Source organism: Paenibacillus sp. Y280 (assembly GCF_056786335.1).
The window spans coordinates 1-22,685 of sequence record NZ_JBXCIW010000029.1 but is presented as its reverse complement, the minus strand read 5'-3'; the positions used below and the strand labels follow the sequence as shown (position 1 = coordinate 22,685).

The window sequence follows — 22,685 nt, the reverse complement described above, 5'->3', positions numbered from 1 at the left end:
AATGTATTTGTTTATTCATCGCAAGGATTTGCGTACCGAAGATTTGCGCGCATTCGATTATTTGAGAAATAAGGATTCGCAGGGCATTCATTTGCTAATCATAGATCCTGTCCTCACGGACGGAGGCAGATTAAACAGTCACAGCGGCCGTAATTTTATGGCGCAAGCCGCCTCCCTGCTGCACAGCTATTCCAAGGCGGGGAAAGAGCTGCATGTCCTGCATGGCGATCCCGCTTCGATTACCGAAGCGCTCTTAGAGGCGCATCCGATAGATGAGGTTATCGCCCATGCCGACTACACGCCTTACTCCCGCCGGCGCGACGAGCGGCTTCAGCTAACCGTCCGAGCCATGAATCGCCGCTGGATATCGATTGCCGATGCGCCGCTGGCCGATTTGGAAGCTTTCCCTGCGTATGCTCGGCGATCCGAGCCTTACAAGGTGTTTACGCCTTTCTACCGCATGTGGAGCAGCTATATGCAAGAGTACTACAGCAAGGCGGGCGAGACGACGATTCAGGATCTCGCGACCTTAAGCGAAATCAACACCAAGGTCGCTCTGCAATTCGCGCTGCCGGATGCCATTTCACACTCGCTTGGCGGCACGAGAGTAGAAGGCTCACAGAAATCGTCAGCTAAGCTGGATCGCTTTGCACGCGAGCGACTCGCCTCTTATGCGGATAGTCGGGACATCTACACGGAGGAGCATACTAGCGGGCTCGCTCGCTTCTTGAACACCGGCGCTATATCGGCGCGTCAGTCCTACGAGCTTACGCAGGGCTTGCCCGGTGCCGAAGCATGGATCCGTCAACTGGCTTGGCGTGATTTCTACTTGTACCAGGCCATGTACCATGAAGATTTCTTCCGTTACGAGCAGCTGGCGAACTTGTCACCGCTCTCTGATGCTTATCTTGCGGCATGGTCTGCCGCTGCCACTGGCATTCCGATCATCGACGCGGCTATGACGCAGCTGAACCGCACGGGGGATCTTCCGAATCGGCTGCGAATGGTAACGGCCATGTTTCTAACGAAAAACCTGCTTTGTCCGTTTACGCTTGGGGAGCAGCATTTCCGCCTTCACTTAAGCGACTATGACAATGCGCTTAATCGCGGCGGCTGGCTGTGGTGCTCATCGCTAGGCTATGATGCAGCGCCTTACTTCCGCATCATGAATCCCGAGACGCAGTCGCGCACCCATGATCCTAGCGGCAGCTACATCCGGCGCTGGCTGCCCCATCTCGCACATCTCTCGGACAAAGAGATTCATAAGCCGCAAAGCGGCGCCATCGTGGATCTAAAGGCGTCGCGCGCGCGAGCCATCGAGGTGTACAAGACCATACTCAAATAGCTGGAGCTGCATCGTCCTTAGCGGACTATCGTTTTAGACAAGCATGCCTTATATTGAATTATTAATAAATAAACCTCCACCGCCGCTTTGAAACAGCGAATGTGGAGGTTTTTTCTTGAGCTATAACCCGCGCTGCGCCTCTCTTCTTCCCAGAACGAGCATAGCCGCCAGCAGAAGAAGCATCAGCACGACCAGCAAGCTAATATACCATAGCGTAGACTGTACGTTATACTGGTCCATAAACCAGCCGGTCACTCTTGGGAAAATAGCGCCGCCAAGGCCGCCGCATGCGACCAGCAAGCTTGTTGTCCGCTCGGTCATTCCCGGGATAAGCTCATTGGCATAAACAAGGGCGATGCCGAAGATGCCTGAGAAGAACAAGCCGCTTAGCGCGACCAATGCCAGCATCCAGCTGAGCTGTCCCATAATCGCCATAAAAACAAAGACGACCGAGGCGCCAGCCGTAGCGATGAGCAAATAACGCGAATACCCCATCCGATCAGCAAGCACGCCTGCAAATAGACGCCCAAGCACCATCGTCCCCCAGAACAGGCTGAGCGCGGCTGCCGCACTCGATTCCTCCACGCCTGAGCGGACGATAAGAATAGACGGCAAATAGTTGGAGAAGCTCATTTCCATGCCAACATAAATCATAAAAAATAACGCCGATAATAGCAGAAACGGCAACGCTTTGCGCGGATAACCAAAGAAGGCAGATGATTCCGAAGCAGAAGCGGCAACCGAATCGGCAGCTTTGTTCGCTTTGTCCTGCTCTGCCGCAGCTCTCGGAATATATCCCAGCTGCTCGTCCAGCTCCCCGAACGACATCGTCAGCCAGAGAACGAACGTAATGCCTGACATCGCAGCCAATATCGGGAAAGAAACCTGCCAGACGCTCTGTTGAATCAGATAAGCCGCTGCAATCGGGATCAATAATGCGCCTACGCCAAAAAAAGTTTCCAGCCTGCTCATGGCCGAGGCCTTTCCGTTCTTTGCCAGGTCGATAATCATCGCGCCAACGACTGCCTCCGTCATGCCGAAGCCGAAGCCCGCAAGCGGTGCAATCGCGAGCATCCAGCCCCAAGGGAGCAATAGACTATAGGCTGCCTCGCTAAGCGTCAATATACCGATCGCGAGCAGCACAGCCCCCCTCTTTCCGATTCTTGTCGTAATGGACGGCGCAAGCAGCACACCCACCAGAAATCCAAGAAACTGGTTCATAATCCATTGCCCGCCGTCTTTATAGGTCAAGCCATAATGATCGATGAGCTGTTCCAAAATAGTCCCGCCCACGACATGGGCAACGCCAATGATCAAGTAAGACAAGCAGCCAAGCCAAAGTAACTTTTTCATGCTTACGGTTCTCCTTATATTCGCACGTTCTCGCTGCGTCTATCTGCTATAATAAATTTGTTTCATTCATTCTTCACTTTAAACGAATGGATCGATCGGAGGCGACTGATGTGAAGAACAAACAAAGCTCCAACCATTATAAACGAGATCCGCTTGATATGACCATATGTCCGCTTGAAACGAGTCATGCCGAGGAAATATGCAGCTGGATTTATGAAGCGCCTTACGATATTTACAATTGGCCCGATTGGAAGCAAATGAAAAAGGACGGAATCGAATTTGGCGATCCCGTCCTTCGCGCAGCGCAATATGCTGCAGTTCTATGCGGTCAACAGAAGCTAATTGGTTTTGCGCAATTTTTCCCTTTAACGGGAGTAACCCGGCTTGGCCTTGGTCTGCGTCCCGACCTCTGCGGCCATGGACTCGGCCCCGCCTTCACAAGGATCATTATTGCAGAAGCAAAGCGACGCGCTCCGCAAAATGAAATTGACCTAGAGGTGCTCACTTGGAACACGCGGGCAGCTCGTGCCTACGAACGCGCCGGCTTCCGCATTACGGACACTTATTCGCGCTCGACCCCCACTGGCTTTGCCGAATGCCATTGCATGGTTTACGAAGAGCTTTCCGGCCATTAGAGACGCTGGGCTTCCCGTTCCGTATCCTTTAAATCCATAAATAAAATAAGTCCGGGTGCAATAAGCACCGAAACGGTTCGAATCCAAGCGTGAGATTCCAGATCTGTATAGGCGCGAGACACGATAGCACGGCGGTTCTCGTTCAGCAGAACGAGGTTAGGCACAAAATATGGCCGCCAGCTCCAGTTCGCGCCGCGGTACTGCTCCTCGCGCAGCCAATCCTTGTCCGATACGCGATAATAATTGGAGGACAGCTGAATGCCGTCCTCATTGCACAAATATACTCTTATACAATGATCGTAAAGCTCGTGCAAGATATGCTCAATCCACTCATCCTTCTGCTCCAGTACACTCGCCTTATTCACCAGCTCGACAAGCTGCCCCGCGAGCTGCTCGGATTTTCTTTGCCAATAGCGCTCAGCCCCTACGAAATGCAGCAGGCGCTGCTCAAGCTCCGACTCAATAATAGGCGCGAAGCAATCAGGCTCACGGAACTGCGGCTCTGCTCTTGCGAACATAAAGCCCTGCACATAACGGGCGCCGGCCTGAATCGAGCGGGCTAAATCCTCACGCGTCTCAACGCCTTCGACAAGCAGCGACGCTCCAATTTGCTCCGCTAGATCGGAGAAGGAGCGAAGCACGCCGAAATAACCGTCATGCGTCGCGCTCTTCTTGATCATATGAATATCAATTTTGAGCAAATTAGGCTGAATATGCGCAATGCGGTCCGTGCTGCTGAAGCCGCTTCCAACATCATCGATTGCAATTAAACAGCCTCGCGAGCGATAAATATCAACAACGGCGCGAAGTCCCTCCATTGAACCGTGAAAGCTCTCCTCGGTGATCTCAATCACAATTTGCTTCGGATCAATGCCGTACTTGTCAAGCAGCGACAACGTGTAGAGCTCGCCGTTCTCCTCATACCGATAAATCCAAGACGGCTTCAAATTAATGAACAGCATCGACTTCTCTTCCGTCATTGCCAGCGTTGAGAATGCCTGCTCGCGCAACAGCCGATCCACGACGATATGATCCTCTTCCGAAACCTGCTCATTACAGAAAAAAGGCCCGAGGCTGCGAACCGAATCGCCTTTGACTGCACGGCCAAGCACCTCATAACCTATAATTTTTCTTGTATCCATCGCTATAATAGGCTGATAAAAAGCGGCAAGCGTTTCACCGTCTAAGCCAAGTGCTTCCGGCAGCGGCAGCGATGATGGGCACTCATTCATAGCGGTCTCCCCCTATGTGAACTCTACGTTAAATTATCTGTCATGCACTGAGTAATATTGTAATGTACTCGACATAAATTGTAAAGATCCGACAGGAAATCCGCCCATTTATGAAGGAATGTGTCGATTGTTATATCAATCTAATAATTTGTGTTACTTTATCGTCATTCGACACCTCAATAATATGATGCTTGCTATTATAGGTAATCACACCGCTGCCCACCTCAATGACGGGGTTCTCGCCTAATCCGAAGAAAACATCATCCGCCAAAGCCTCCATCACCTCGAGCCGATCCTCGACAGGCAGGACAGCCCATTCAGCAGGCTCCATTTCAAAAAACGTATAGCTTCCCTCGATTTCAGCCACTGCTGTTGTCAAATCCTTCAATATATCTGCGTATTCTCTTGCATGTCTAACGCCCATTTGGATATACCACCTTTACTATCGTCATTTTTTGTACACATCTCTCTACTATTCTACCGCATTTTATCAAATTTTAACGGGTTCGCCTTCAAATCCTTCCTTTTACTCTAACTTCAGAATACCCATTTGACGATAATAGTAGAAGTAGAGAAATGTCGAAAATGATTTGGACGGGGTGTATGATGAAAAATTCAACAATTATCGGTCTTGTGCTAGGTTTAGTCGCTGTACTCGGAGGGATGGTCTTAAAAGGAGCACACCTGTCGTCTCTTTTGAATCCCGCTGCCTATATGATTATTATCTTGGGAACCATAGCTTCTGTTATGATCGCCTTCCCCATGTCTGAGCTCGCTAAAGTAGGCAAGCTGCTCAAGATGGTATTTACAGAGCAAAAGCTTCCTCAGCGCGATGAATTGATACAGCGTTTCATGGAATGGGCTTCCATTACTCGCCGCGAAGGCTTGCTTGCACTGGAAGCAAAGGTCGATGAAATTGAAGATACGTTCCTTCGGAACGGCATGCGTATGATTATTGACGGCAACGATCAAGACTTCGTACGCGACGTATTGCTTGAGGATATCGCAGCGACTGAGGACCGTCATAAAGCCGGCGCTCTTATCTTCACGCAGGCCGGTACCTATGCGCCTACGCTAGGGGTTCTTGGCGCGGTTGTCGGCTTGATCGCCGCACTTGCGGAGATGAGCGATATGAGCAAGCTTGCTCACGCGATTGCCGGTGCATTTATCGCTACCCTGCTAGGTATTTTCACTGGTTATGTGCTTTGGCATCCCATTTCCAATAAGCTGAAACGCATGTCTAAGAAAGAGATTCAAATCCGCCTTATGATGGTCGAAGGCCTTCTGTCCATCCAATCCGGCGTATCGACTATTGCCATTAATCAGAAGCTGTCTGTTTTCCTTACACCTACAGAAAGATTGAAGATGAGGGAGAAGGAGGAAGGATCGCTTGAGCAGAAAGCATAGACACGAAGAACACGAGGAGCATGTTGATGAATCCTGGCTCATTCCTTATGCCGATTTGCTCACCCTGTTGCTTGCGCTCTTTATAGTGTTGTATTCCATGAACTCCGTCGATGTGAAGAAATTTGAAGAAATGTCCAAAGCCTTCAGCATTGCGCTTAGCACGGGCAGCGGTCTCCTTACCGAAACGGCCATCGTACAGAGCGGCGAAGACGATGGCAAGAAGCAGGATGAAAAAGGCGGCAAAATCGAGAACAAAGAGAAAAGCAAAGAGCAGACGGAAGAGAAGGCTCGCGAAGCGCTCATGAAGCAGGAGCAGAAGGATCTTGAGGATCTGAAGAAGAAGGTTGATGCTTATATCAAGAAGAACAGCCTCACAACCGATCTGGAGACGAAGCTGAATCTTTCCCAGCTAATGATCACGATCAGCGACAATGCATTATTTGCCCCGGCGCAAGCAAACGTTAAACCAGAATCGAAGGCGCTCGCCATTGCCATCGGCAAGATGCTGCAGCAATATCCTGATTACGAGGTCATCGTCTCGGGGCATACGGATACAACCCCCATCTCGACCGTCTTCTTCAAGTCGAACTGGGATTTAAGCTCGATGCGGGCCATTCGTTTCATGGATATTTTGCTCGAAAATAAACAATTGAAGCCTGGGCGCTTCAGCGCCATCGGCTATGGCGAATATCGTCCGGTAGCCGACAACAAAACGGCTGCTGGCAAAGCCAAAAACCGCCGCGTCGAGGTTTCCATTATTCACACCTATGCGGACGCCACCAATGCGCAAAACCTTACCGTAAAATAAGCAATCAAAAAAATCCCCTGATCCACACGGTTAACGCGTGCGGTTCGGGGGATTTTCACCTGCATGGGTTATACGGGTTCATAGCTTAACGTTTCAAACAATGCAGCCTTCTCGGATTCGGTCAAATCTCTCCACTTTCCGACCTGCAGCCCGCCCAAATGAATGTTCATGATCCGCTGCCGCTGCAGCCTTCTCACATGATAGCCGAACGCTTCGCACATTCTGCGAATTTGACGATTGCGTCCTTCCGTCAAAATAATTCGGAACACGCGGTCCGTCACCCTCGTTACGACGCAAGGCAGCGTCATGCTGCCCAAAATATGAACGCCGCTTGCCATTCCTTTCAAAAATGCCTCCGTTACCGGCTTGTCTACCGTGACCAAATACTCCTTCTCATGCTTGCCTTCCGAGCGAAGAATCGGATTCACAATATCTCCGTCATTCGTGAGAAGGATCAAGCCTTCAGAGTCCTTATCCAGCCTGCCAATCGGGAAAATACGCTCCGTATGACCGACAAAATCGACAATATTTCCTTTAATATGAAGCTCTGTCGTACTCGTAATGCCAACCGGCTTATTGAGCGCAATGTAGACATGGCGCTTCTGCTCGCCAATTTTACGACCATCCACTCGCACATCATCGCCTGGCTCAGCCTGACTGCCTAACTGCGCCTTAACTCCATTAATCGTCACTCGTCCGCTGTCTACAAGCTTATCTGCCTCGCGTCTGGAGCAATAACCCGTTTCACTAATAAACTTATTAATTCTCAAAGCTGTTTCACCCCGTTGTATGTACTGCCAAATCGGCAATTTTGTCCGATGGATAATAGTGCATAGCTCCTGCCGCATTCTCTGTGCGTTCAGCCTTCTTCATTATAGCCTCGTTTGCTGCAACGTTCATCGCACGCGCGACATCCTCGCCTTTAATCGGCCGATACTTGCGCAGCGGGCCAACCATGGCGAAGCGCAAGCCTTTCGCGGCCCAAGCGCCGATAGATTCCCCAAGGCGAGCTGATGCCCTCTCACCCAGCAGAAGCGAAGGCTGAAATACATGAACATGCGGAATGCTAAGCCCGGCAAGCGCATCCTGCAGTTCACCCTTCACCCGGCTGTAAAACACGCTTGAGCTTGAGGATGCTCCCATTGCCGTAACGACGGAAAATAAAGAAGCGTTTGTTCGCTCAGCGAAGCGTGCCAGAGCAAGCGGATATTCGTAATCCACCTTCCGGAACGCTTCTTGTGTTTTGGCAATCTTAATCGTCGTACCAAGCGTGCAAAACACAACATCGGCGCTTACCTGCTCCAGCGCCTGATCCAGCTCATCCAAAGAAGCGACTATTATATTCAGCTTGGAAAGCTCGCTCGTACGGCCTAGCCCTGTCACCTCTATAGGACGTCTAGTAAGTACCGTAACGCTGCGCACTAGCGGATCGTGGATCAGCTGCTTGAGTAAAGCTAAGCCAATCAAGCCGGTTGCCCCAACCAATAATGAGGTGTAGCCCGTTTCTCCGCCAAGAGGCGAAAGATGCAAGCTTTGCTCCTTCGTGCCTGATTTCTGCTTCAACGAGATTCTCTCCTTTCTTGACCCATGAGAAGCCCGATCTATTGTTATTGTTCTAGTATACCGTTCTCCGCTTCTTCTTTCAAAGCTGGAAGCATGACATGTATCGTTGTTCCGACGTTTACCTGGCTTTTAATATCCATCGTGCCGCGATGGCTGTTGATGATCCGCTGGCTTACCATAATGCCAAGCCCGGTTCCCGTCTCCTTGCCAGTAAAGAAAGGATCGCCGATATTGGGTATCATTTCGTCGGGTATTCCCATTCCTTCATCTGTTATTGTAATTGAAATATGCTCACGCTTGGATGCAACATTGATATGGATTTCTCCGCCGCCCGGCATCGCTTCAATCGCATTTTTCAGCAAATTAATGAATACCTGCTTTAATTGATTCTCCTCACATGAAATCAGACATTGTTCCTCTGTAAAGGAAACACGAAACTCAATATTATGAAGCAGCGCTTCACTGTTCATTAATGCAAATACATCCTGGAGGACATTCCTCACGTCCTTGGTTACGAACCTCGTTGCTTGCGGCTTGGCTAAAATTAAAAACTCTCCGACGATCAGATTAATCCGGTCCAGCTCAGACAGCATGAGGGCTACGTGGGATAACGCAAGCTTCTTGCTCTCCTGCTGCAGCTGCAGAAAGCCGCGCAGCGTCGTAAGCGGATTTCGAATTTCATGCGCAACGCCTGCTGCAAGCTGCCCGACTGTCGTTAGCTTCTCCGACCTGCGCAGCAGCTCCTCCATCTTGTTGCGACTGCGCATGTCTCTTGAAATGCTGGCAAATGCACGAATCGTTCCGTCTGAATCCCGAATAGGCGAAATGGTCACGCTAACAGGAATTAACTCGCCTGCCTTGGTGATTCGCATCGTCTCTTGTGCTGGAAACACCTTGCCCGATAATATCTGGTTAAGCATTTGACGCACCTCCGCTTGAAGAGACTGCGGAATAACGGGATAGATGAGCCCGATCGCCTCTTCCTCCTCATAGCCGAAGAGCAGCTCGAATGCACGGTTTACCTGAATGATCTTCCCTTCCAAGTCAGTAAGATGAATGGCATCGCTTGTGTGATTAATAAAGGATTCCAAATGCTCCTTCATACGCCGGTTTTCCTCAAATGCTTTGCGCAGCTTGTTCATATAAATGCTTAAATTTTGCGACATGGCATTGACTTTGAGCGCAAGCAGCCCAAATTCATCCTTCCGCTTAATGCGAATCGGCTGCTGAAAGCGTGCCGAAGATACCTCATTCACCTTCCACAAAATATCCTTAAGCGGCCTAATCATGACGCCGACCAGCCAATAGCTAATGCTGAGCACGAGCACCATAATGATGGCTGTGTAGAAAAGCGTATCGTTGCGTTCCTTAATAATACGGTCCTTCATTCCTTCACAGTCATAGACGACGCTTACAACATAATTGCCCATTTGTTCCGTGTAATAGAAGCTCCGATAATAAATCTTTCCGTTGATTTGCATTTCTCGGAGTACAAAGCCTTTGTTCTTCACATCGGCTATAATGGAAGTGTCGCCCTTGGAATCAAGATAGGAGTAAGCTCCAAAAGAAACAGACAGCGAGCCTTGCTCAAATACTGTAATTTCCTTTATATTTGGATTTAATGATTTTACGATGTCAAAGATATGATCAGGTTCTGAGCCGTCTTCTTCGACAAAATTGAATCCTGTACCAGCTTGATTCTCGTAGGGAATTAAGGAATTCGCAATATACATGGAGGTATCCTCCATGGAACGGCGTGTTTGCTCTCGCAAATCGCGAATCATCGAATATTCGCTTAGGAAGTGATGACATATGAAAAACGTCAATACAATAAGCGTAATCAAGACGGAAAATTTCATCTTAATTGACAATGAATGACACATCCTTTTACTCGACAGCGTTTTTATTAACAGTTTATACACATTACTAACAGCCATTGTGTACCGCACTGAATAAATTGTGAGTATTTATGTGCATATCATGTTAGTTGTCCACAAAGTTATCCACTACATGTTAACAACAGAATATTTGTTCGCTGTATAATGATTTTTTGTAAAGGGGCTATTGTTCATGAATAGAGAGCTTGAAGATCAAAATTGGATGCTGGAAGCCATCGCAGAAGCGAGTAAAGCTGAGCAAATCGGTGAGGTGCCTATCGGAGCCGTTATCGTTAGAAACAATGAAATTATCGGGAGAGGCTACAATTTGCGTGAGACACGGTTTGATCCAACCGCTCATGCTGAAATGGTGGCCATTCGTGACGCCTGCGAACGCATCGGCGCTTGGAGATTGTTAGATTGTACATTGTATGTCACGTTGGAGCCTTGTCCAATGTGTGCCGGTGCAATTGTTCAATCCCGGGTAAAGCGTGTCGTATATGGCACAACAGATCCGAAGGCGGGTTGTGCGGGTACGCTTATGAACTTACTGCAAGAGCCCCGTTTCAACCATGAAACGGAGCTCACTAGTGGTATTTTACAGTCTGAATGCGCTTCGTTGTTAACACAATTTTTCCGTCGACTGCGAGAGAAATAGCTGACTCTGCTAATTGTCGCGGTGTATTGTTATAGGAGTTAGTTCGTTTTTTTGTATATGCTGTAACGCAACAATAAGTTGATCGGCCTCTACGCTTATCGCCAGAACATCCGGATCTGTCAAACTGCCGCGTGCTTCGGCTATTTCATGAAGCTTTAGCCGCAGCGACTGCAATTGTATAAGCAAGTGTTTTTTGTCCATAGCTCGCTTCGGGGCACGCTCCTTATCTAGCACTCATGTGGTAATGGATCTATTATACTCTTTGAGTTATAAGGAGTTTGTAATAACTTGTCGACGAACGCAGACAATTTTCGGGCATTATTCGACAAAATGAAGTTATTTGTTCCAATTTATAGTTCTATACTACTAAAAAATCATATATTATTTGGGAAATGAACATTTCTAATCTCATAAGACTAGTCGAATATGCGCATATGTTAAATTAGGGATAATCAAACAATATTGTCAGCAATCCATACATCAGCTCGAAAATCAAAAGGGGCAGATAGGCTGGCAGATAGGCACTTATATGCTGCACGGCTTCGTTAAGCGATTTAACGACAAATATCCTGAAAAATCGTTGAAGCTTCATACCCATTCTAATGTCGAATTACAGATAAACCTGTTGTAGAACACAATAAACATTTCCATTTTATCACAACATCTAACAGCGCCTCACCATTTATTTGGCAAACACAGGTGTTCGCTCACCCACGCTTAGCGCTGCTAACTTGATACGTTATAATCGGGATTAAACACCAAATGGAGCAGGCGCATCTCATGCGCCTGCTCTTGTCTTTCTATGCGCTCAGATAGACGGTAAAAACCGCTAGCCGTCCGTTATTATGAGGATAAATCCATTTGTATTATAAGAAACTATGAAGTAAAATTATTTAAAACATATGAAGCATTGCATATAAAATAAACATAAATTCGGATGTCGGGATGTGCCTTTGTGAATAATAAAGCAGTTATTTTAGGTTGTAATTACTATATTGGTTTAAGCACGATTCGTTGCCTTGGCATTAACGGCGTACATACGGTTGCTGTTGATTATTCGACCAAAGATACCTACGGCGCGGATTCAAAATATACGTCCGAGAGATTGATTTCTCCACACTATAAAGAAGATACGGCAGCCTTCATTCGTTTCCTGAAGGATTATGCCCGCAAGCAAAGCGCGCCTCCTGTTCTTATTCCTTGCCATGATTCCTATCTGGAGGTTATTGATGAGCATTTGGAGGAGCTGAGAGAGCATTATCTCATTCCGCAAGATGTTCCAGGCATATATTCAGATATGATGAATAAAGAAGTACTACAGCGTCTCTCCCTCGAAAACGGCGTTGCCGTACCGGAAACGGTTAGGGTGGATGAAGAGCGCTTCTTCGAGAAGATCGACGAGATCATCAAGTTTCCTTGTATCGTGAAGCCAACCGATTCTCCTTCCTTCGTTGCTAAATTTAGAAGGAAGCTGTTCAAGGTGAATAACCGCGCCGAGCTTGAGGATGCACTCTCACAAGCAAAGGGAGCGAACTTGGAGGTGATTGTGCAGCGCATCATTCCGGGCTTTGACGATCACATGTATACCTTTGACGCTTATTTAAACCAAGATTCCAAAGTAACGCACTGGGTAACCTGCCAGAAATTCCGCCAATATCCGATAAACTTTGGCGCATCGGTGTATACGGGACAAAGGTACGTACAGGAGCTGTTCGATATCGGCGCTCCTTTTCTAGAGAAGATGAAATGGAAGGGCTTTGCGGAAATCGAGTTCAAGAAGGACGCCGAAACCGGCAAGTTTTATCTGATCGAGGTCAATTGCCGAATCACCAACCTAAACAACCTGCTGTATAAGGTAGGCGTGAACATTCCTTGGATTACTTATCAAGAACTGACAGGCGGCAACATTGTACCTCCAAAAGCCGTCAAAGAGAATACGAACCGCGTATTTTGGTATGGCTATGAGGACATGCTTGCCGTTCGCGACTACATCAAGACGGGACAGCTGACGTGGAAGCAAGTATTCGTATCCTTGTTTAAGCCTAAAGCTTATGCGATTTGGGATTGGAAGGATCCTAAGCCAGCCTTCTCCTATACCTCTATCATTGGCGGAAAACTAACGAAGAAACTTCTAAGAAAATAACCCGCACACACAGGAATTGGTCACCAGAATGGAGCTGATCGGATGTTATTGACCTCTTTACTCAAAGATCTTGATTACACGCTCATAAAAGGCGATGTACATATAGAAATAAGCTCCGCAGCCTATGACTCCAGAGAGACTCAGGCTAATGGCGTATTTGTTGCGATTTCCGGTTTTTCGGTAGATGGCCATAAGTTCATTGATAAAGCGATTGCGCTTGGCGCGAGCACGATTATTGTGGAGAAGGATGTCCTAATCGAAGCCGATGTAACGGTGCTGCAGGTTGCAGATACGCGCGAGGCGCTTGCCCGGATTGCCGCCAACTTCTATCAGCGCCCTACGGAGCAAATGAACCTTATTGGCATCACGGGGACAAACGGAAAGACGTCGACCACCTATTTTCTGAAATCAATCTTCGAGCAGACGGGAACTTCTCTTGGCCTTATCGGCACAATCGGTACCGTTATCGGCGACAAGGTGATCCAAAATAAAAATACGACGCCCGAGTCACTGAATTTGCAGCGCATCTTCGCCAATATGATCGAATCCCATATGAAGCACTGCGTCATGGAGGTTTCTTCGCATGCGCTCAATTTGAACCGCGTTGCTCATTCCAGCTTCAATACCGGTATCTTTACCAATCTGACGCCGGATCATCTGGAGCTTCATCATACGATGGAGGAATATTTCGAAGCGAAGGCCAAATTATTTGCGATGACGACGGATTATAACATCATTAATACAGATGATCCGTACGGCAGAATTCTTATCGATCGATTGAAGAGCAAGGGTCCAAGGCTCCTTACGTATGCCATCGAGCAGGAAGCGGACATTTATCCATCGGATATTCAATACTTTGCTGACTATACGACTTACACCGTTAATACGCCAAAAGGCAGCATCGCGATTAAGGTGAATCTCCCGGGAACAATCTACGTCTACAATAGCTTGGCAGCTATCGCAACCGCTTATTGCAACCAATTCAGCTTGCAGCAGATCGCGGACGGGATTGAGGCTGTTGAAGGCATCAAAGGCAGGCTGGAGGTCGTTTATCAGGATGAAGACACCAAGATCATCGTCGATTTTGCGCATACGGAGGACAGTCTGGAGAAGGCTTTGACGACGATTCGGCCTTTTGCGAAGGGCAGAATCATTCTCGTATTCGGCGTTTACGCGTCTGACGGTGAATCCGGCACAGATAAGCGCAGAGCGATGGCCAAGGTTGCCGCTGCGTTCGCTGATTTCTCTGTCATTACGTCGGATAATCCGAAAGAGCAGGACAATACGCTTATTATCCGGGAAATAATTGAAGGCATTGAAGCGCATAATGGCGCTTACGAAGCTATTGTCGATCGCAGAGACGCGATTGCGTTTGCGATTGAATTCAGCAGAAAAGACGATGTCATTCTAATCGCCGGCAAAGGCCATGAAACGACGCAAATTATCGGCAAGACGGAAATTCCTTTTAATGAGGCGGAAATCGTAAAGGAAATCAAACAAAGACAAAGAACAAAGTGACGGTGCCCTGAAAATAAAGTAAATGAAAGGTATTGCATATGTGTGGTTTTGTAGGTTTTGCAGACAGTCGCCTTGACGTTGATCAGGTGTCCATCATTAGAGACATGATGGATACCATCGTTCATAGAGGCCCCGACAGCGGCGGCATCTATTCCGATGAAGAGGTAACATTAGGATTTCGGCGCCTGAAAATTATTGATATGTCTGAAGAAGCCAGCCAACCGATGTACAACGAGGACAAGAGCTGCGTGCTTGTTTTCAACGGGGAAATCTACAATTATCAGGAGCTTCGGGAAGATCTGCTGCTAAAGGGACACACCTTTGTAAGCCATACGGACAGCGAGGTCATCATTCACGCTTATGAAGAGTATGGCGTGCAGCTGCTGCAGAAGCTCCGGGGCATGTTTGCTTTTGCGATCTGGGATACGAATAAGGAAACGATGTTCCTTGCCAGAGATTTTTTCGGCATCAAGCCGCTTTATTATACGCAAAACACATCGGACCGCTCTTTCCTGTTCGGCTCGGAAATCAAAGCCTTTTTAAAGCAGCCCGCTTTTAATAAAGAAATGAACAAGGATGCGCTAAAGCCGTATCTCACCTTTCAGTATTCGGTCATGGATGAGACTTTCTTCAAAGGCGTGTATAAGCTGAAGCCGGGCCATTATATGATTTATAACAAAGGGTCGCTTGAGATAAAGCCTTATTGGGACGCTGGCTTTGAGGCAGAAGAGAATAGCCTTTCCTATTACGTCGATCGTATTAAAAGCACAATAAAGGAATCGGTTGAATATCACCAGATCAGCGATGTTAAAGTCGGCTCATTCTTGTCCGGCGGCATTGATTCCAGCTATATTACCGCATTGCTTAAGCCAAACAAGACGTTTTCCATCGGCTTCCAGGATTACGAGGGAAATTTTAACGAGACGAACCTTGCCGAGGAATTATCTAATATTTTACACATTGAAAATCATAAAAAGCTGGTTACGGCCGACGAGTGCTTCGAGCTGCTGCCAACGATTCAGTATCATATGGATGAACCGCAGTCGAATCCGTCCGCTGTGCCATTGTATTTCTTGGCGGAGCTGGCGAGCAAGCATGTGACCGTAGTGCTGTCGGGCGAAGGCGCGGACGAAATTTTTGGCGGCTACGATTGGTACGATACGACACCAGCCATGAAAAAATATAAGAAGCTGCCATTTGTAGTCAGGCGTTCGCTCTCTCTGCTCGGCAGAAAGCTTCCCAAACATAGAATCACCTCCTTCGTCGTAAAAGGCGGACAACGGGTCGAGGAGCGTTTTATCGGACAGGCTTATGTGTTTGATGAAGCTGATGCGTTAGCCGTATTGAAGGATGACTTTAAGCATGGACCTTCCGTGCAAAGCATCACGAATGAAGTATATAAACATGTGCGCGGCAAGGACGACATTACAAAAATGCAATATGTCGATCTGAAGCTTTGGCTTCCGGGCGATATTCTACTTAAGGCAGATAAAATGAGCCTTGCGCACTCCATTGAGCTGCGGGTTCCTTTTTTAGATAAAATGGTGATGGACCTCGCTTCCAAGCTGCCTGCAGAGCATCGCCTGCATAAGGGCAATACGAAGCATGCCTTGCGAACGGCGGCGAAGGAAGTACTGCCTGAGGAATGGGCGAACAGGCCGAAGGTCGGTTTCCCCGTACCGATTAGACACTGGCTTAGACAGGAAAAATATTATAAGCTCGTGAAGGATATGTTTCTATCCGACCGGGCCAAGCTTTTTTTTCATACCGATGAGCTGCTGAAGTATCTAGATGCGCACTACTCGGGCAAGCAGAATTATGCCAGGTACATTTGGACGGTGTACGTATTCCTTATCTGGCACAAGACGTTCTTCGAGCAAGCGTAGCCGGCTAGCGCTATTTGGGGCTGCCATGACCGCTACGCACTGCAGCAACTATAACAGCGATACAGTAAAGGGAACTCCAACATGATGAGAATCGTAAAGCTACTGGTGTTACTGGGTATTATCTTTTTCGTTTATACGTTTTTTAATAAAGAAGATGCCGCAAAAATAGACAAGGAAACAGCGCAGCAATCGCCAACGACCGCTCCTACACCCAAGATCGAGCAAGGTACCCTTACAATCGTTAATACGGATGAAACTGCTGAGCAGCCGATTACAGGCGCCGTATTTACGATTACAGCTGCAGATAGCGCCAAAGTCATCGATACATTGACTACGGACGAAACGGGCAAAGCAACGTCTAGTTTGCTTGATTACGGGACAAGCTATACAATTAAGCAGCAGAAGGTTAGCGCTCCTTATCAATTATCGGAGGAAGAGCATCGCTTGACTGTGAATGCACCCGAGCAGCAGCTTCCGGTTGCCAATCGCGTGCTGGCGCATGTGAAGGATTTTGAGAGAAAAGACGATGGTACAATCGAGATTAAGAAGGTATATATCGATGTGGATACCGTTATGCAGAAGCCTGAGCTGCCTAATGGCTGCGAGATTACTTCCTTGACCGCTGTACTCCATTATTATGGCTATGAGGCTACGAAGACGGAGATGGCAGACGTTTATTTGCCGAAGCAGCCTTTTTCCTCCAAGAACAATAAACTTTATGGACCCGATCCATACCAAGCATATGCAGGCGATCCGAGGCAGCTTAAAGGCGGATTTTTCAGCTTCGCTCCTCCTATCGTAGAGGCGGCCAATTTGTATTTTGATGCCGTAGGACGAAGCAGCAGCACGGCAGATTTAAGCGGAAGCACGCGGGAACAAATTATGGAGCAGCTAGACAAAGGCATTCCTGTCGTCACTTGGATTACGCTTGATCTCACGCCGCCAAAAATGAATTATGGCTGGTACTACAATGCTACGGGTGAATATCACTCAGCGCCGGTTAATTTGCATGTTGTCGTGCTAAATGGCTACGAGGATGGCATCGTGCATGTCATGAACCCGTTAAAGGGACAAGTGACCTACGATGCAGACACATTCTTTAACAGCTATGAGGAAATGGGCAGCCATGCTATGATTGTCGGTAACTAAAATTTTATTAATTAAACACTTCATTAAAAGTAGGTTGAACTATGGAAGCTAAAAGCTTAGGTGTCATAGGCGGAATGGGTCCGAAAGCAACATCGGTATTTTTCGACCATGTGATCGAACAGACTGCAGCAGACCGAGATCAGGACCATATCAATATGGTTATCCTCAATCATGCCACTTTACCCGATCGTACGAGTGTCATTTTGAGCAACACAGGCGAGCTGTTTCTTGAAGCGGTTGCGAAGGATTTGAAGCTGCTTGAAGCGACTGGCGTATCCAATATCGCAATCCCATGCAATACGTCCCACTATTTCTATGACGAAATGCAGAAGATGACCAGCATCAACATTATCAACATGGTGGACGAGACGCTGAAAGAGATCTACGATGCTTATGGCGAGCACTGCAAGGTCGGCATTTTAGCAACGAATGGAACCGTAAGCAGCGGCGTCTATCGCAAAGGCTGCGATCATTACAATATGCAGCTCCATGAGCCGAGTGAAGAGGTTCAGGAGCATGTGATGGATATTATCTACAATAAGGTTAAACGCAATTTGCCGGTTGAGCCTTCCGAGTTTGAAGACATTATCCAGCATCTTCTGGAGCATGATCAGTGCCAATGCGTCATTATCGCGTGCACCGAATTGTCCTGTATCCCCATTCAGAGCGAGGTCGCGAAGCATTGTGTCGATGCTATGGCCGTGCTTGTTCAGAAGTCTATCGAGCTATCCGGCAAGCAGTCCATCACGAAAATAAAAGCATAAGGCGTTAGAGGCGGCCTGGCAAAGAACATTAGCATAGAAAAAATCCGGAGAAGGTTCTCCGGATTTTTTTATTAATATGAACGTTGTTGACTATGAATTAAACCAGATTAAGCTCGACGTTGATGTTGCCGCGAGTTGCTCTCGAATATGGGCATACTTGATGAGCCGCTTCGACCAATTCCTTAGCTACATCCTGCTCTACACCTGCAACCGAAATATCCAGCTTCGCACCAAGCTCATAGCCTCCGCCATCATCCTTGCCAAGTGTAACATGAGCAGTCACTTCTGTTTTTTCCACTTTAATCTTTTTCATTCGAGCCACTAGGTTAAGCGCGCTCTCAAAGCATGCCGCATAGCCTGCTGCAAATAGCTGCTCTGGATTGGTCGCTCCGCCTACTCCTCCAAGCTCTTTAGGAGCTTTCACTTCAAGATTCAAAATATTATCGCTCGATACGAGTTTGCCGTCTCTTCCACCTGTTGCTGTTACTGTAGCTGTGTATAAATTTTTCATGTTCAATTCCTCCAATTAGGTTATTTTGTTCGATCTTGATGTTCGAATAGCTGCAAAAGAAACGGTACGGGCATGCTGCATGCCGTCATTTGTTTGACATCATGCTTTCTTATAACCCAAATCCTCTTGTTCTATTCTCTTCAGCAGAACCAACAGCATTTATTTAATTCTATACAATTTAGTTTTATACAATGTAATATACACCTTTCTTCCATCGATGTCAATAGCCCAATCCTAACTTCACAACAAAAAAAGCGGCCATCTCCCTATTTTCTCGGAGGCGGTCGCCTGCTGCACGTATTCGATTGATGAGACATTGCGTTTTATATATCTGCCTTCTTACCAAGGCGATTATTTAAATACGAGCGATTAGCCAATATCCGCTCATCCGATGGTCTGAAAATGGCCGCCTTCTCGTTATGCTCATACGCTTTTTCGTACTCGCCAATCCGATCATAGCAGACGCATAGCTGCAAATTCGGCAGCCATGTGGAGCAGGCTAAGTTCTCAAAGCCCAAGCTCTCCTCCGGCTTCTCAGTCGTTAACGCGAGCCTGTACCAGTAAATGGCCAGCTTATGTTCATTTCTCTGCATGAAATAATAGCCTAATCGACAGCAAAACTCCGCTCTCGGCTTGTCATAATGAAAGGAGCGTAAGATGGAATCGAGCATATTGCGCGTGTCATGAAGCTCGTCATAACAATCGGACAGCCTGCTGCAGGCAGTCACATTATCTTCGATCCAGCCTTTTTCCGTGGCAAGAAATTGATTGTAATATTTTATGGCAGCCTCAAATTTTCCATGGTCCTTAAGCTCGTTGGCGTAATAAAACAAATCGCGTGGAGAAAAGCTTTCTCCTTTGGCTAAGCGCTGCTCATATATGTTCAAATTGCGATCACTGTCATGGTGAATGCTGCTATGCGTTACCGCCACGTCACTATGCAAGATGTGGCCATACACCTCTAGGTATTCATGTACCGGGCCAATCCATTTAAATGCCCGCTCCCGCTTCACAAGCCGATTGCGCCTTAATTTAGTGGTGACGTTGCCGAATTCATCGAATGCCAGATGATATTCCATCGAGACCGAGTCGACGTCCGGGCTTAAATGCTGCTTTAAGCTTATCAGCTTCTGGCGATCAGATTCCTTCAAAATATCATCAGCATCCAGCCACATAATATGCGACTTTGTTGCCAAAGAAAAAGCAAAGTTGCGGGCTGCTGCGAAATCATCGATCCAGGTAAAATGCTCAATTCGTTCGGTGAATTCACTTGCAACCTGCTCCGTCGAATCGGTAGAGCCTGTATCCACAATAATAATCTCATCGGCGATATCTTTCATGGAGGAAAGACATCGCCCGAGTGTTTTTTCTTCATTTTTGACAATTAAGCACAGGCTTATGGAAACCAACGAAATCACACTCCCGCGAGTCGATTAGATTGATTCATCATATTCCAGTGTGATTGTCCTGTTACTTATGGAGTATTAACGGCGCTGCCCCAAGTAAAAAAGACCCCAAAGGATTTCTCCAACGAGGTCTTGCCAACAGCTTCTAATCGATTTCAGGGATATCGGCTTCACGATCTCTAACTTCAAGGATACGAGGCAGCTGCTCAAAAAATACATCAACGACCCGCGGGTCAAAATGGCGGCCACGCTCTCCCTCAATCAGCGCTAGTATTTGATCCAGCGGCCAAGCCGCTTTATAGATACGTGAACTGCCTAATGCGTCAAAAACATCCGCTATCGCCGTAATCCGTCCATATATGTGGATGTCTTCTCCTTTAAGGCCTTGCGGGTAACCCGAACCGTCCCATTTCTCATGATGCTGCAAAGCAACGATCGCCGCAGCCCGAAGAAGCTGCCGCTTCGAATTTCGCAGAAGCCGGAAGCCAATATCTGAGTGCTGCTTCATTTGCTCGAACTCTTCATCCGACAGCTTCCCAGGCTTTTGCAGGATAGAATCAGGTATGGCTACTTTGCCGATATCATGCATCGGCGAGGCGTTCCGAAGCATGTCTGCTTCCGTCTCATTCATTCCTAAACCTAACGCTAATAGATATGAATAATGGGCGACTCGATTAACATGATTGCCTGTTTCCTTAGAGCGGCCCTCGCCAATTTTGCCCATCGCCAATATAATCTCTTTTTGCGTCTCGATAATTTCATCATTGAGCATGATCGATTCTAACGATTTTCCTGAATAGGCTGCAGCAAGCGACAAATAATCCATATCCTGAGTCGAAAAGGTCTGTTTCTCTGTCAACTTATTGATAGCCTGATACGCACCGATGACTTCTCCCTGATTATTGCGAAAAGGAATGGTCATAATCGACTTTGTCCGGTACCCCGTCTTTCGGTCGTTATCCGGGTTATGTCTGGGATCTTCGTAGGCATCATCGATAAAAATAGGCTGCCCCGTGCTAATCGAGCTTCCTACGAGCCCGCTTCCATATGGTATACGAATCTCCCCGACACCGTGAGCGACAACTGTAAAAAGCTCATTGCGCGCGACATCAATGAGCCACACGGTACAACGGTCAGCAACAACCATTTCTCTCCCCATATTCGCCATTAAAACAAGCACGGACTCCAATTTTTTCTCATTAGCAATTTTTGCTGTATATTCGAAGATCACCTTAAGCATCTGTTCAGGCGACAAATCTAATCTATAAGAATGGGGTTCATTGTAGTCTTGATACATGCAGAGCACTCCTCCGGCCGTTCGAGCTCAATACCACTACATCTATTCGCCTTCATGGCATTTAAATCCTGCTTTTCATACATTATTTGAGAGGTTTTTCGACAAAAAATGCATGGTTTACATTTGCTTTAGGAATCTTGCTTACTTAAAAGCGCACATGCTATAATAACTATTGCTGCGCGTCCGTAGCTCATCCGGATAGAGCAAACGTTTCCTAAACGTTAGGTGGGAGGTTCGAGCCCTCTCGGGCGCGCCATTTCTAATTATCTCGCATACATAATCACGACCTTCTGCAAATAATCGTAGAAGGTTTTTTGTTGTAAAAAATGATAGCTTCGATATGTTGACTACAGAACGTCTGTTCGCATATAATGTGCATGAGGTGATTTACATATGGCGATGCCGTTATTCGAAATAAACGATCCAGCTCTACAACGTCCACCTGCAAGCGAGGAGATTCAGCTTATACATGATTCCATTATCCTTCCGCTAACGCTTGTCGTAGTCGAACGCAATAGGCGCGAGCTGGACCGTAAAGCCCGGACATTACGTTCTATATTCGCTAAAGCAGCGGCTCTTATCATGCTGCAAATAAAGGCTGATTTGACTACGAACACCAAGGCAATGATCCGTAAAGGCATTACCGTTTGTATGGACAACAGCTTTAATGGCAACATTAGCTATCGCTATAATTGCCGTGGATTCGAAGAAACAGCAGCCTTCTCTCACGAATACATACGCAATGAAATAAATAAACGAATTTCTGCTTATAATGCTGAGATTTTCACTCAGGATGCTTCCATCCACTCGAACATGAACAGCATATAATTGCAGGCACTCTCCATGGAGTCTCGTTATTAACGAGGCTTTTTTTTGCAGTTCTTCAAGTGCAAATTCACTTAAAGCACGCTTGCTTTGAAAAATTGTAACCTGTACGATGTTCGCTGCGTAAAAATAAAAGTAAGCAAAATGCTATTTTTGCATACTCTGCCATGGATATCTGTAATCACCTAATTAGGAGCCATTCCTGTAATGAAGTAATTTGAGCTTTGAATGAAAAATGCGCCTCTAGTATACTGTGAATTGTTCCGGGAAGGACAAACCCACATACGAAAAGAGGCGCACAAATGAAG

21 protein-coding genes and 1 tRNA gene are annotated in these 22,685 nt (G+C 47.1%); 12 read left to right on the top strand and 10 right to left on the bottom strand.

Translation table 11 applies throughout. The features are described 5' to 3' along the window. The first annotated feature begins 1 nt into the window (after position 1). On the top strand, positions 2-1,345 hold the full coding sequence (locus AC1TPC_RS24235; protein ID WP_482069318.1) for an FAD-binding domain-containing protein: 1,344 nt from the start codon (positions 2-4) through the stop codon (positions 1,343-1,345). A 120-nt stretch (positions 1,346-1,465) separates the two neighbouring features. Here AC1TPC_RS24235 and AC1TPC_RS24230 read toward each other — a convergent pair whose 3' ends face one another. After that, positions 1,466-2,698, bottom strand: a complete 1,233-nt coding sequence (locus tag AC1TPC_RS24230) for an MFS transporter (protein ID WP_482069317.1) — start codon at positions 2,696-2,698, stop codon at positions 1,466-1,468. A 158-nt stretch (positions 2,699-2,856) separates the two neighbouring features. Between AC1TPC_RS24230 and AC1TPC_RS24225 the strand changes: the two genes are divergently transcribed. Next, a complete protein-coding gene (locus AC1TPC_RS24225; protein WP_482069353.1) occupies positions 2,857-3,333 on the top strand; it encodes a GNAT family N-acetyltransferase in 477 nt (158 codons plus the stop codon). Here AC1TPC_RS24225 and AC1TPC_RS24220 read toward each other — a convergent pair. Both AC1TPC_RS24220 and AC1TPC_RS24215 read right to left on the bottom strand, forming a co-directional pair. Continuing rightward, a complete protein-coding gene (locus AC1TPC_RS24220; RefSeq protein ID WP_482069316.1) occupies positions 3,330-4,565 on the bottom strand; it encodes an EAL domain-containing protein in 1,236 nt (411 codons plus the stop codon). The genes AC1TPC_RS24225 and AC1TPC_RS24220 overlap by 4 nt on opposite strands. A gap of 130 nt (positions 4,566-4,695) precedes the next feature. Further along, positions 4,696-4,989: a hypothetical protein gene (locus AC1TPC_RS24215; RefSeq protein ID WP_482069315.1), complete on the bottom strand. Its 294-nt coding sequence runs from the start codon at positions 4,987-4,989 to the stop codon at positions 4,696-4,698. Between the two features lie 182 nt (positions 4,990-5,171). Here AC1TPC_RS24215 and motA point away from each other — a divergent pair, with 182 nt between their 5' ends. Continuing rightward, positions 5,172-5,972, top strand: a complete 801-nt coding sequence (motA, locus tag AC1TPC_RS24210) for a flagellar motor stator protein MotA (RefSeq protein ID WP_482069352.1) — start codon at positions 5,172-5,174, stop codon at positions 5,970-5,972. Continuing rightward, positions 5,956-6,780 (top strand): flagellar motor protein MotB, encoded by an 825-nt coding sequence (locus AC1TPC_RS24205; protein ID WP_482069314.1) that lies wholly within the window; start codon positions 5,956-5,958, stop codon positions 6,778-6,780. Before motA ends, AC1TPC_RS24205 begins: the two co-directional genes overlap by 17 nt. A gap of 68 nt (positions 6,781-6,848) precedes the next feature. Here AC1TPC_RS24205 and rluF read toward each other — a convergent pair whose 3' ends face one another. Genes rluF through AC1TPC_RS24190 form a run of 3 tightly spaced genes read right to left on the bottom strand, consistent with a single transcriptional unit; the run spans position 6,849 to position 10,214 of the window. Then, positions 6,849-7,550 (bottom strand): 23S rRNA pseudouridine(2604) synthase RluF, encoded by a 702-nt coding sequence (rluF, locus tag AC1TPC_RS24200; protein WP_482069313.1) that lies wholly within the window; start codon positions 7,548-7,550, stop codon positions 6,849-6,851. 7 nt (positions 7,551-7,557) lie between these two features. After that, positions 7,558-8,343 (bottom strand): NAD(P)H-binding protein, encoded by a 786-nt coding sequence (locus AC1TPC_RS24195; protein ID WP_482069312.1) that lies wholly within the window; start codon positions 8,341-8,343, stop codon positions 7,558-7,560. Positions 8,344-8,387: 44 nt separating this feature from the next. Further along, positions 8,388-10,214 carry an ATP-binding protein gene (locus tag AC1TPC_RS24190; protein ID WP_482069311.1) on the bottom strand — a complete coding sequence of 609 codons (1,827 nt, stop codon included), beginning with the start codon at positions 10,212-10,214 and terminating at the stop codon, positions 8,388-8,390. Positions 10,215-10,413: 199 nt separating this feature from the next. Between AC1TPC_RS24190 and tadA the strand changes: the two genes are divergently transcribed. Further along, positions 10,414-10,878: a tRNA adenosine(34) deaminase TadA gene (gene tadA, locus AC1TPC_RS24185; protein ID WP_482069310.1), complete on the top strand. Its 465-nt coding sequence runs from the start codon at positions 10,414-10,416 to the stop codon at positions 10,876-10,878. A 9-nt stretch (positions 10,879-10,887) separates the two neighbouring features. Here tadA and AC1TPC_RS24180 read toward each other — a convergent pair whose 3' ends face one another. Further along, positions 10,888-11,079 carry a Spo0E family sporulation regulatory protein-aspartic acid phosphatase gene (locus tag AC1TPC_RS24180; protein WP_482069309.1) on the bottom strand — a complete coding sequence of 64 codons (192 nt, stop codon included), beginning with the start codon at positions 11,077-11,079 and terminating at the stop codon, positions 10,888-10,890. A 754-nt stretch (positions 11,080-11,833) separates the two neighbouring features. Here AC1TPC_RS24180 and AC1TPC_RS24175 point away from each other — a divergent pair. The 5 genes from AC1TPC_RS24175 to AC1TPC_RS24155 all read left to right on the top strand — a co-directional run bounded on the left by AC1TPC_RS24175 (position 11,834) and on the right by AC1TPC_RS24155 (position 18,338). After that, entirely contained in the window at positions 11,834-13,021 is a 1,188-nt protein-coding gene (locus AC1TPC_RS24175) for a carboxylate--amine ligase (protein WP_482069308.1), read from the top strand. Between the two features lie 42 nt (positions 13,022-13,063). Then, complete coding sequence (locus AC1TPC_RS24170; RefSeq protein WP_482069307.1) at positions 13,064-14,539, top strand: UDP-N-acetylmuramoyl-L-alanyl-D-glutamate--2,6-diaminopimelate ligase; 1,476 nt, start codon at positions 13,064-13,066, stop codon at positions 14,537-14,539. 38 nt (positions 14,540-14,577) lie between these two features. After that, on the top strand, positions 14,578-16,425 hold the full coding sequence (asnB, locus tag AC1TPC_RS24165) for an asparagine synthase (glutamine-hydrolyzing) (RefSeq protein WP_482069306.1): 1,848 nt from the start codon (positions 14,578-14,580) through the stop codon (positions 16,423-16,425). Positions 16,426-16,506: 81 nt separating this feature from the next. Beyond that, positions 16,507-17,574 carry a C39 family peptidase gene (locus AC1TPC_RS24160; protein ID WP_482069305.1) on the top strand — a complete coding sequence of 356 codons (1,068 nt, stop codon included), beginning with the start codon at positions 16,507-16,509 and terminating at the stop codon, positions 17,572-17,574. A gap of 41 nt (positions 17,575-17,615) precedes the next feature. Next, on the top strand, positions 17,616-18,338 hold the full coding sequence (locus AC1TPC_RS24155) for an aspartate/glutamate racemase family protein (RefSeq protein ID WP_482069304.1): 723 nt from the start codon (positions 17,616-17,618) through the stop codon (positions 18,336-18,338). A 97-nt stretch (positions 18,339-18,435) separates the two neighbouring features. Here the strand turns inward: AC1TPC_RS24155 and AC1TPC_RS24150 are convergent, their stop codons facing one another. From AC1TPC_RS24150 to AC1TPC_RS24140, 3 genes are all read right to left on the bottom strand, one after another. Beyond that, positions 18,436-18,849, bottom strand: a complete 414-nt coding sequence (locus AC1TPC_RS24150; protein ID WP_482069303.1) for an organic hydroperoxide resistance protein — start codon at positions 18,847-18,849, stop codon at positions 18,436-18,438. A gap of 323 nt (positions 18,850-19,172) precedes the next feature. Further along, entirely contained in the window at positions 19,173-20,258 is a 1,086-nt protein-coding gene (locus AC1TPC_RS24145; RefSeq protein ID WP_482069302.1) for a glycosyltransferase, read from the bottom strand. 142 nt (positions 20,259-20,400) lie between these two features. Then, entirely contained in the window at positions 20,401-21,552 is a 1,152-nt protein-coding gene (locus AC1TPC_RS24140) for an HD domain-containing phosphohydrolase (RefSeq protein ID WP_482069301.1), read from the bottom strand. 179 nt (positions 21,553-21,731) lie between these two features. On the opposite strand from AC1TPC_RS24140, the gene AC1TPC_RS24135 reads away from it, so the two are divergent. Then, positions 21,732-21,808: transfer RNA gene (locus tag AC1TPC_RS24135), tRNA-Arg, on the top strand. A 137-nt stretch (positions 21,809-21,945) separates the two neighbouring features. Continuing rightward, complete coding sequence (locus tag AC1TPC_RS24130) at positions 21,946-22,380, top strand: YhjD family protein (RefSeq protein WP_482069300.1); 435 nt, start codon at positions 21,946-21,948, stop codon at positions 22,378-22,380. Positions 22,381-22,685: the final 305 nt, after the last annotated feature.

Coding starts and splice junctions, on each gene's coding strand:
- AC1TPC_RS24235 (WP_482069318.1), top strand. CDS start 2: ATGTATTTGTTTATTCATCGCAAGGATTTGCGTACCGAAGATTTGCGC.
- AC1TPC_RS24230 (WP_482069317.1), bottom strand. CDS start 2,698: ATGAAAAAGTTACTTTGGCTTGGCTGCTTGTCTTACTTGATCATTGGC.
- AC1TPC_RS24225 (WP_482069353.1), top strand. CDS start 2,857: ATGACCATATGTCCGCTTGAAACGAGTCATGCCGAGGAAATATGCAGC.
- AC1TPC_RS24220 (WP_482069316.1), bottom strand. CDS start 4,565: ATGAATGAGTGCCCATCATCGCTGCCGCTGCCGGAAGCACTTGGCTTA.
- AC1TPC_RS24215 (WP_482069315.1), bottom strand. CDS start 4,989: ATGGGCGTTAGACATGCAAGAGAATACGCAGATATATTGAAGGATTTG.
- motA (WP_482069352.1), top strand. CDS start 5,172: ATGAAAAATTCAACAATTATCGGTCTTGTGCTAGGTTTAGTCGCTGTA.
- tadA (WP_482069310.1), top strand. CDS start 10,414: ATGAATAGAGAGCTTGAAGATCAAAATTGGATGCTGGAAGCCATCGCA.
- AC1TPC_RS24180 (WP_482069309.1), bottom strand. CDS start 11,079: ATGGACAAAAAACACTTGCTTATACAATTGCAGTCGCTGCGGCTAAAG.
- AC1TPC_RS24170 (WP_482069307.1), top strand. CDS start 13,064: ATGTTATTGACCTCTTTACTCAAAGATCTTGATTACACGCTCATAAAA.
- asnB (WP_482069306.1), top strand. CDS start 14,578: ATGTGTGGTTTTGTAGGTTTTGCAGACAGTCGCCTTGACGTTGATCAG.
- AC1TPC_RS24160 (WP_482069305.1), top strand. CDS start 16,507: ATGATGAGAATCGTAAAGCTACTGGTGTTACTGGGTATTATCTTTTTC.
- AC1TPC_RS24155 (WP_482069304.1), top strand. CDS start 17,616: ATGGAAGCTAAAAGCTTAGGTGTCATAGGCGGAATGGGTCCGAAAGCA.
- AC1TPC_RS24150 (WP_482069303.1), bottom strand. CDS start 18,849: ATGAAAAATTTATACACAGCTACAGTAACAGCAACAGGTGGAAGAGAC.
- AC1TPC_RS24140 (WP_482069301.1), bottom strand. CDS start 21,552: ATGTATCAAGACTACAATGAACCCCATTCTTATAGATTAGATTTGTCG.
- AC1TPC_RS24130 (WP_482069300.1), top strand. CDS start 21,946: ATGGCGATGCCGTTATTCGAAATAAACGATCCAGCTCTACAACGTCCA.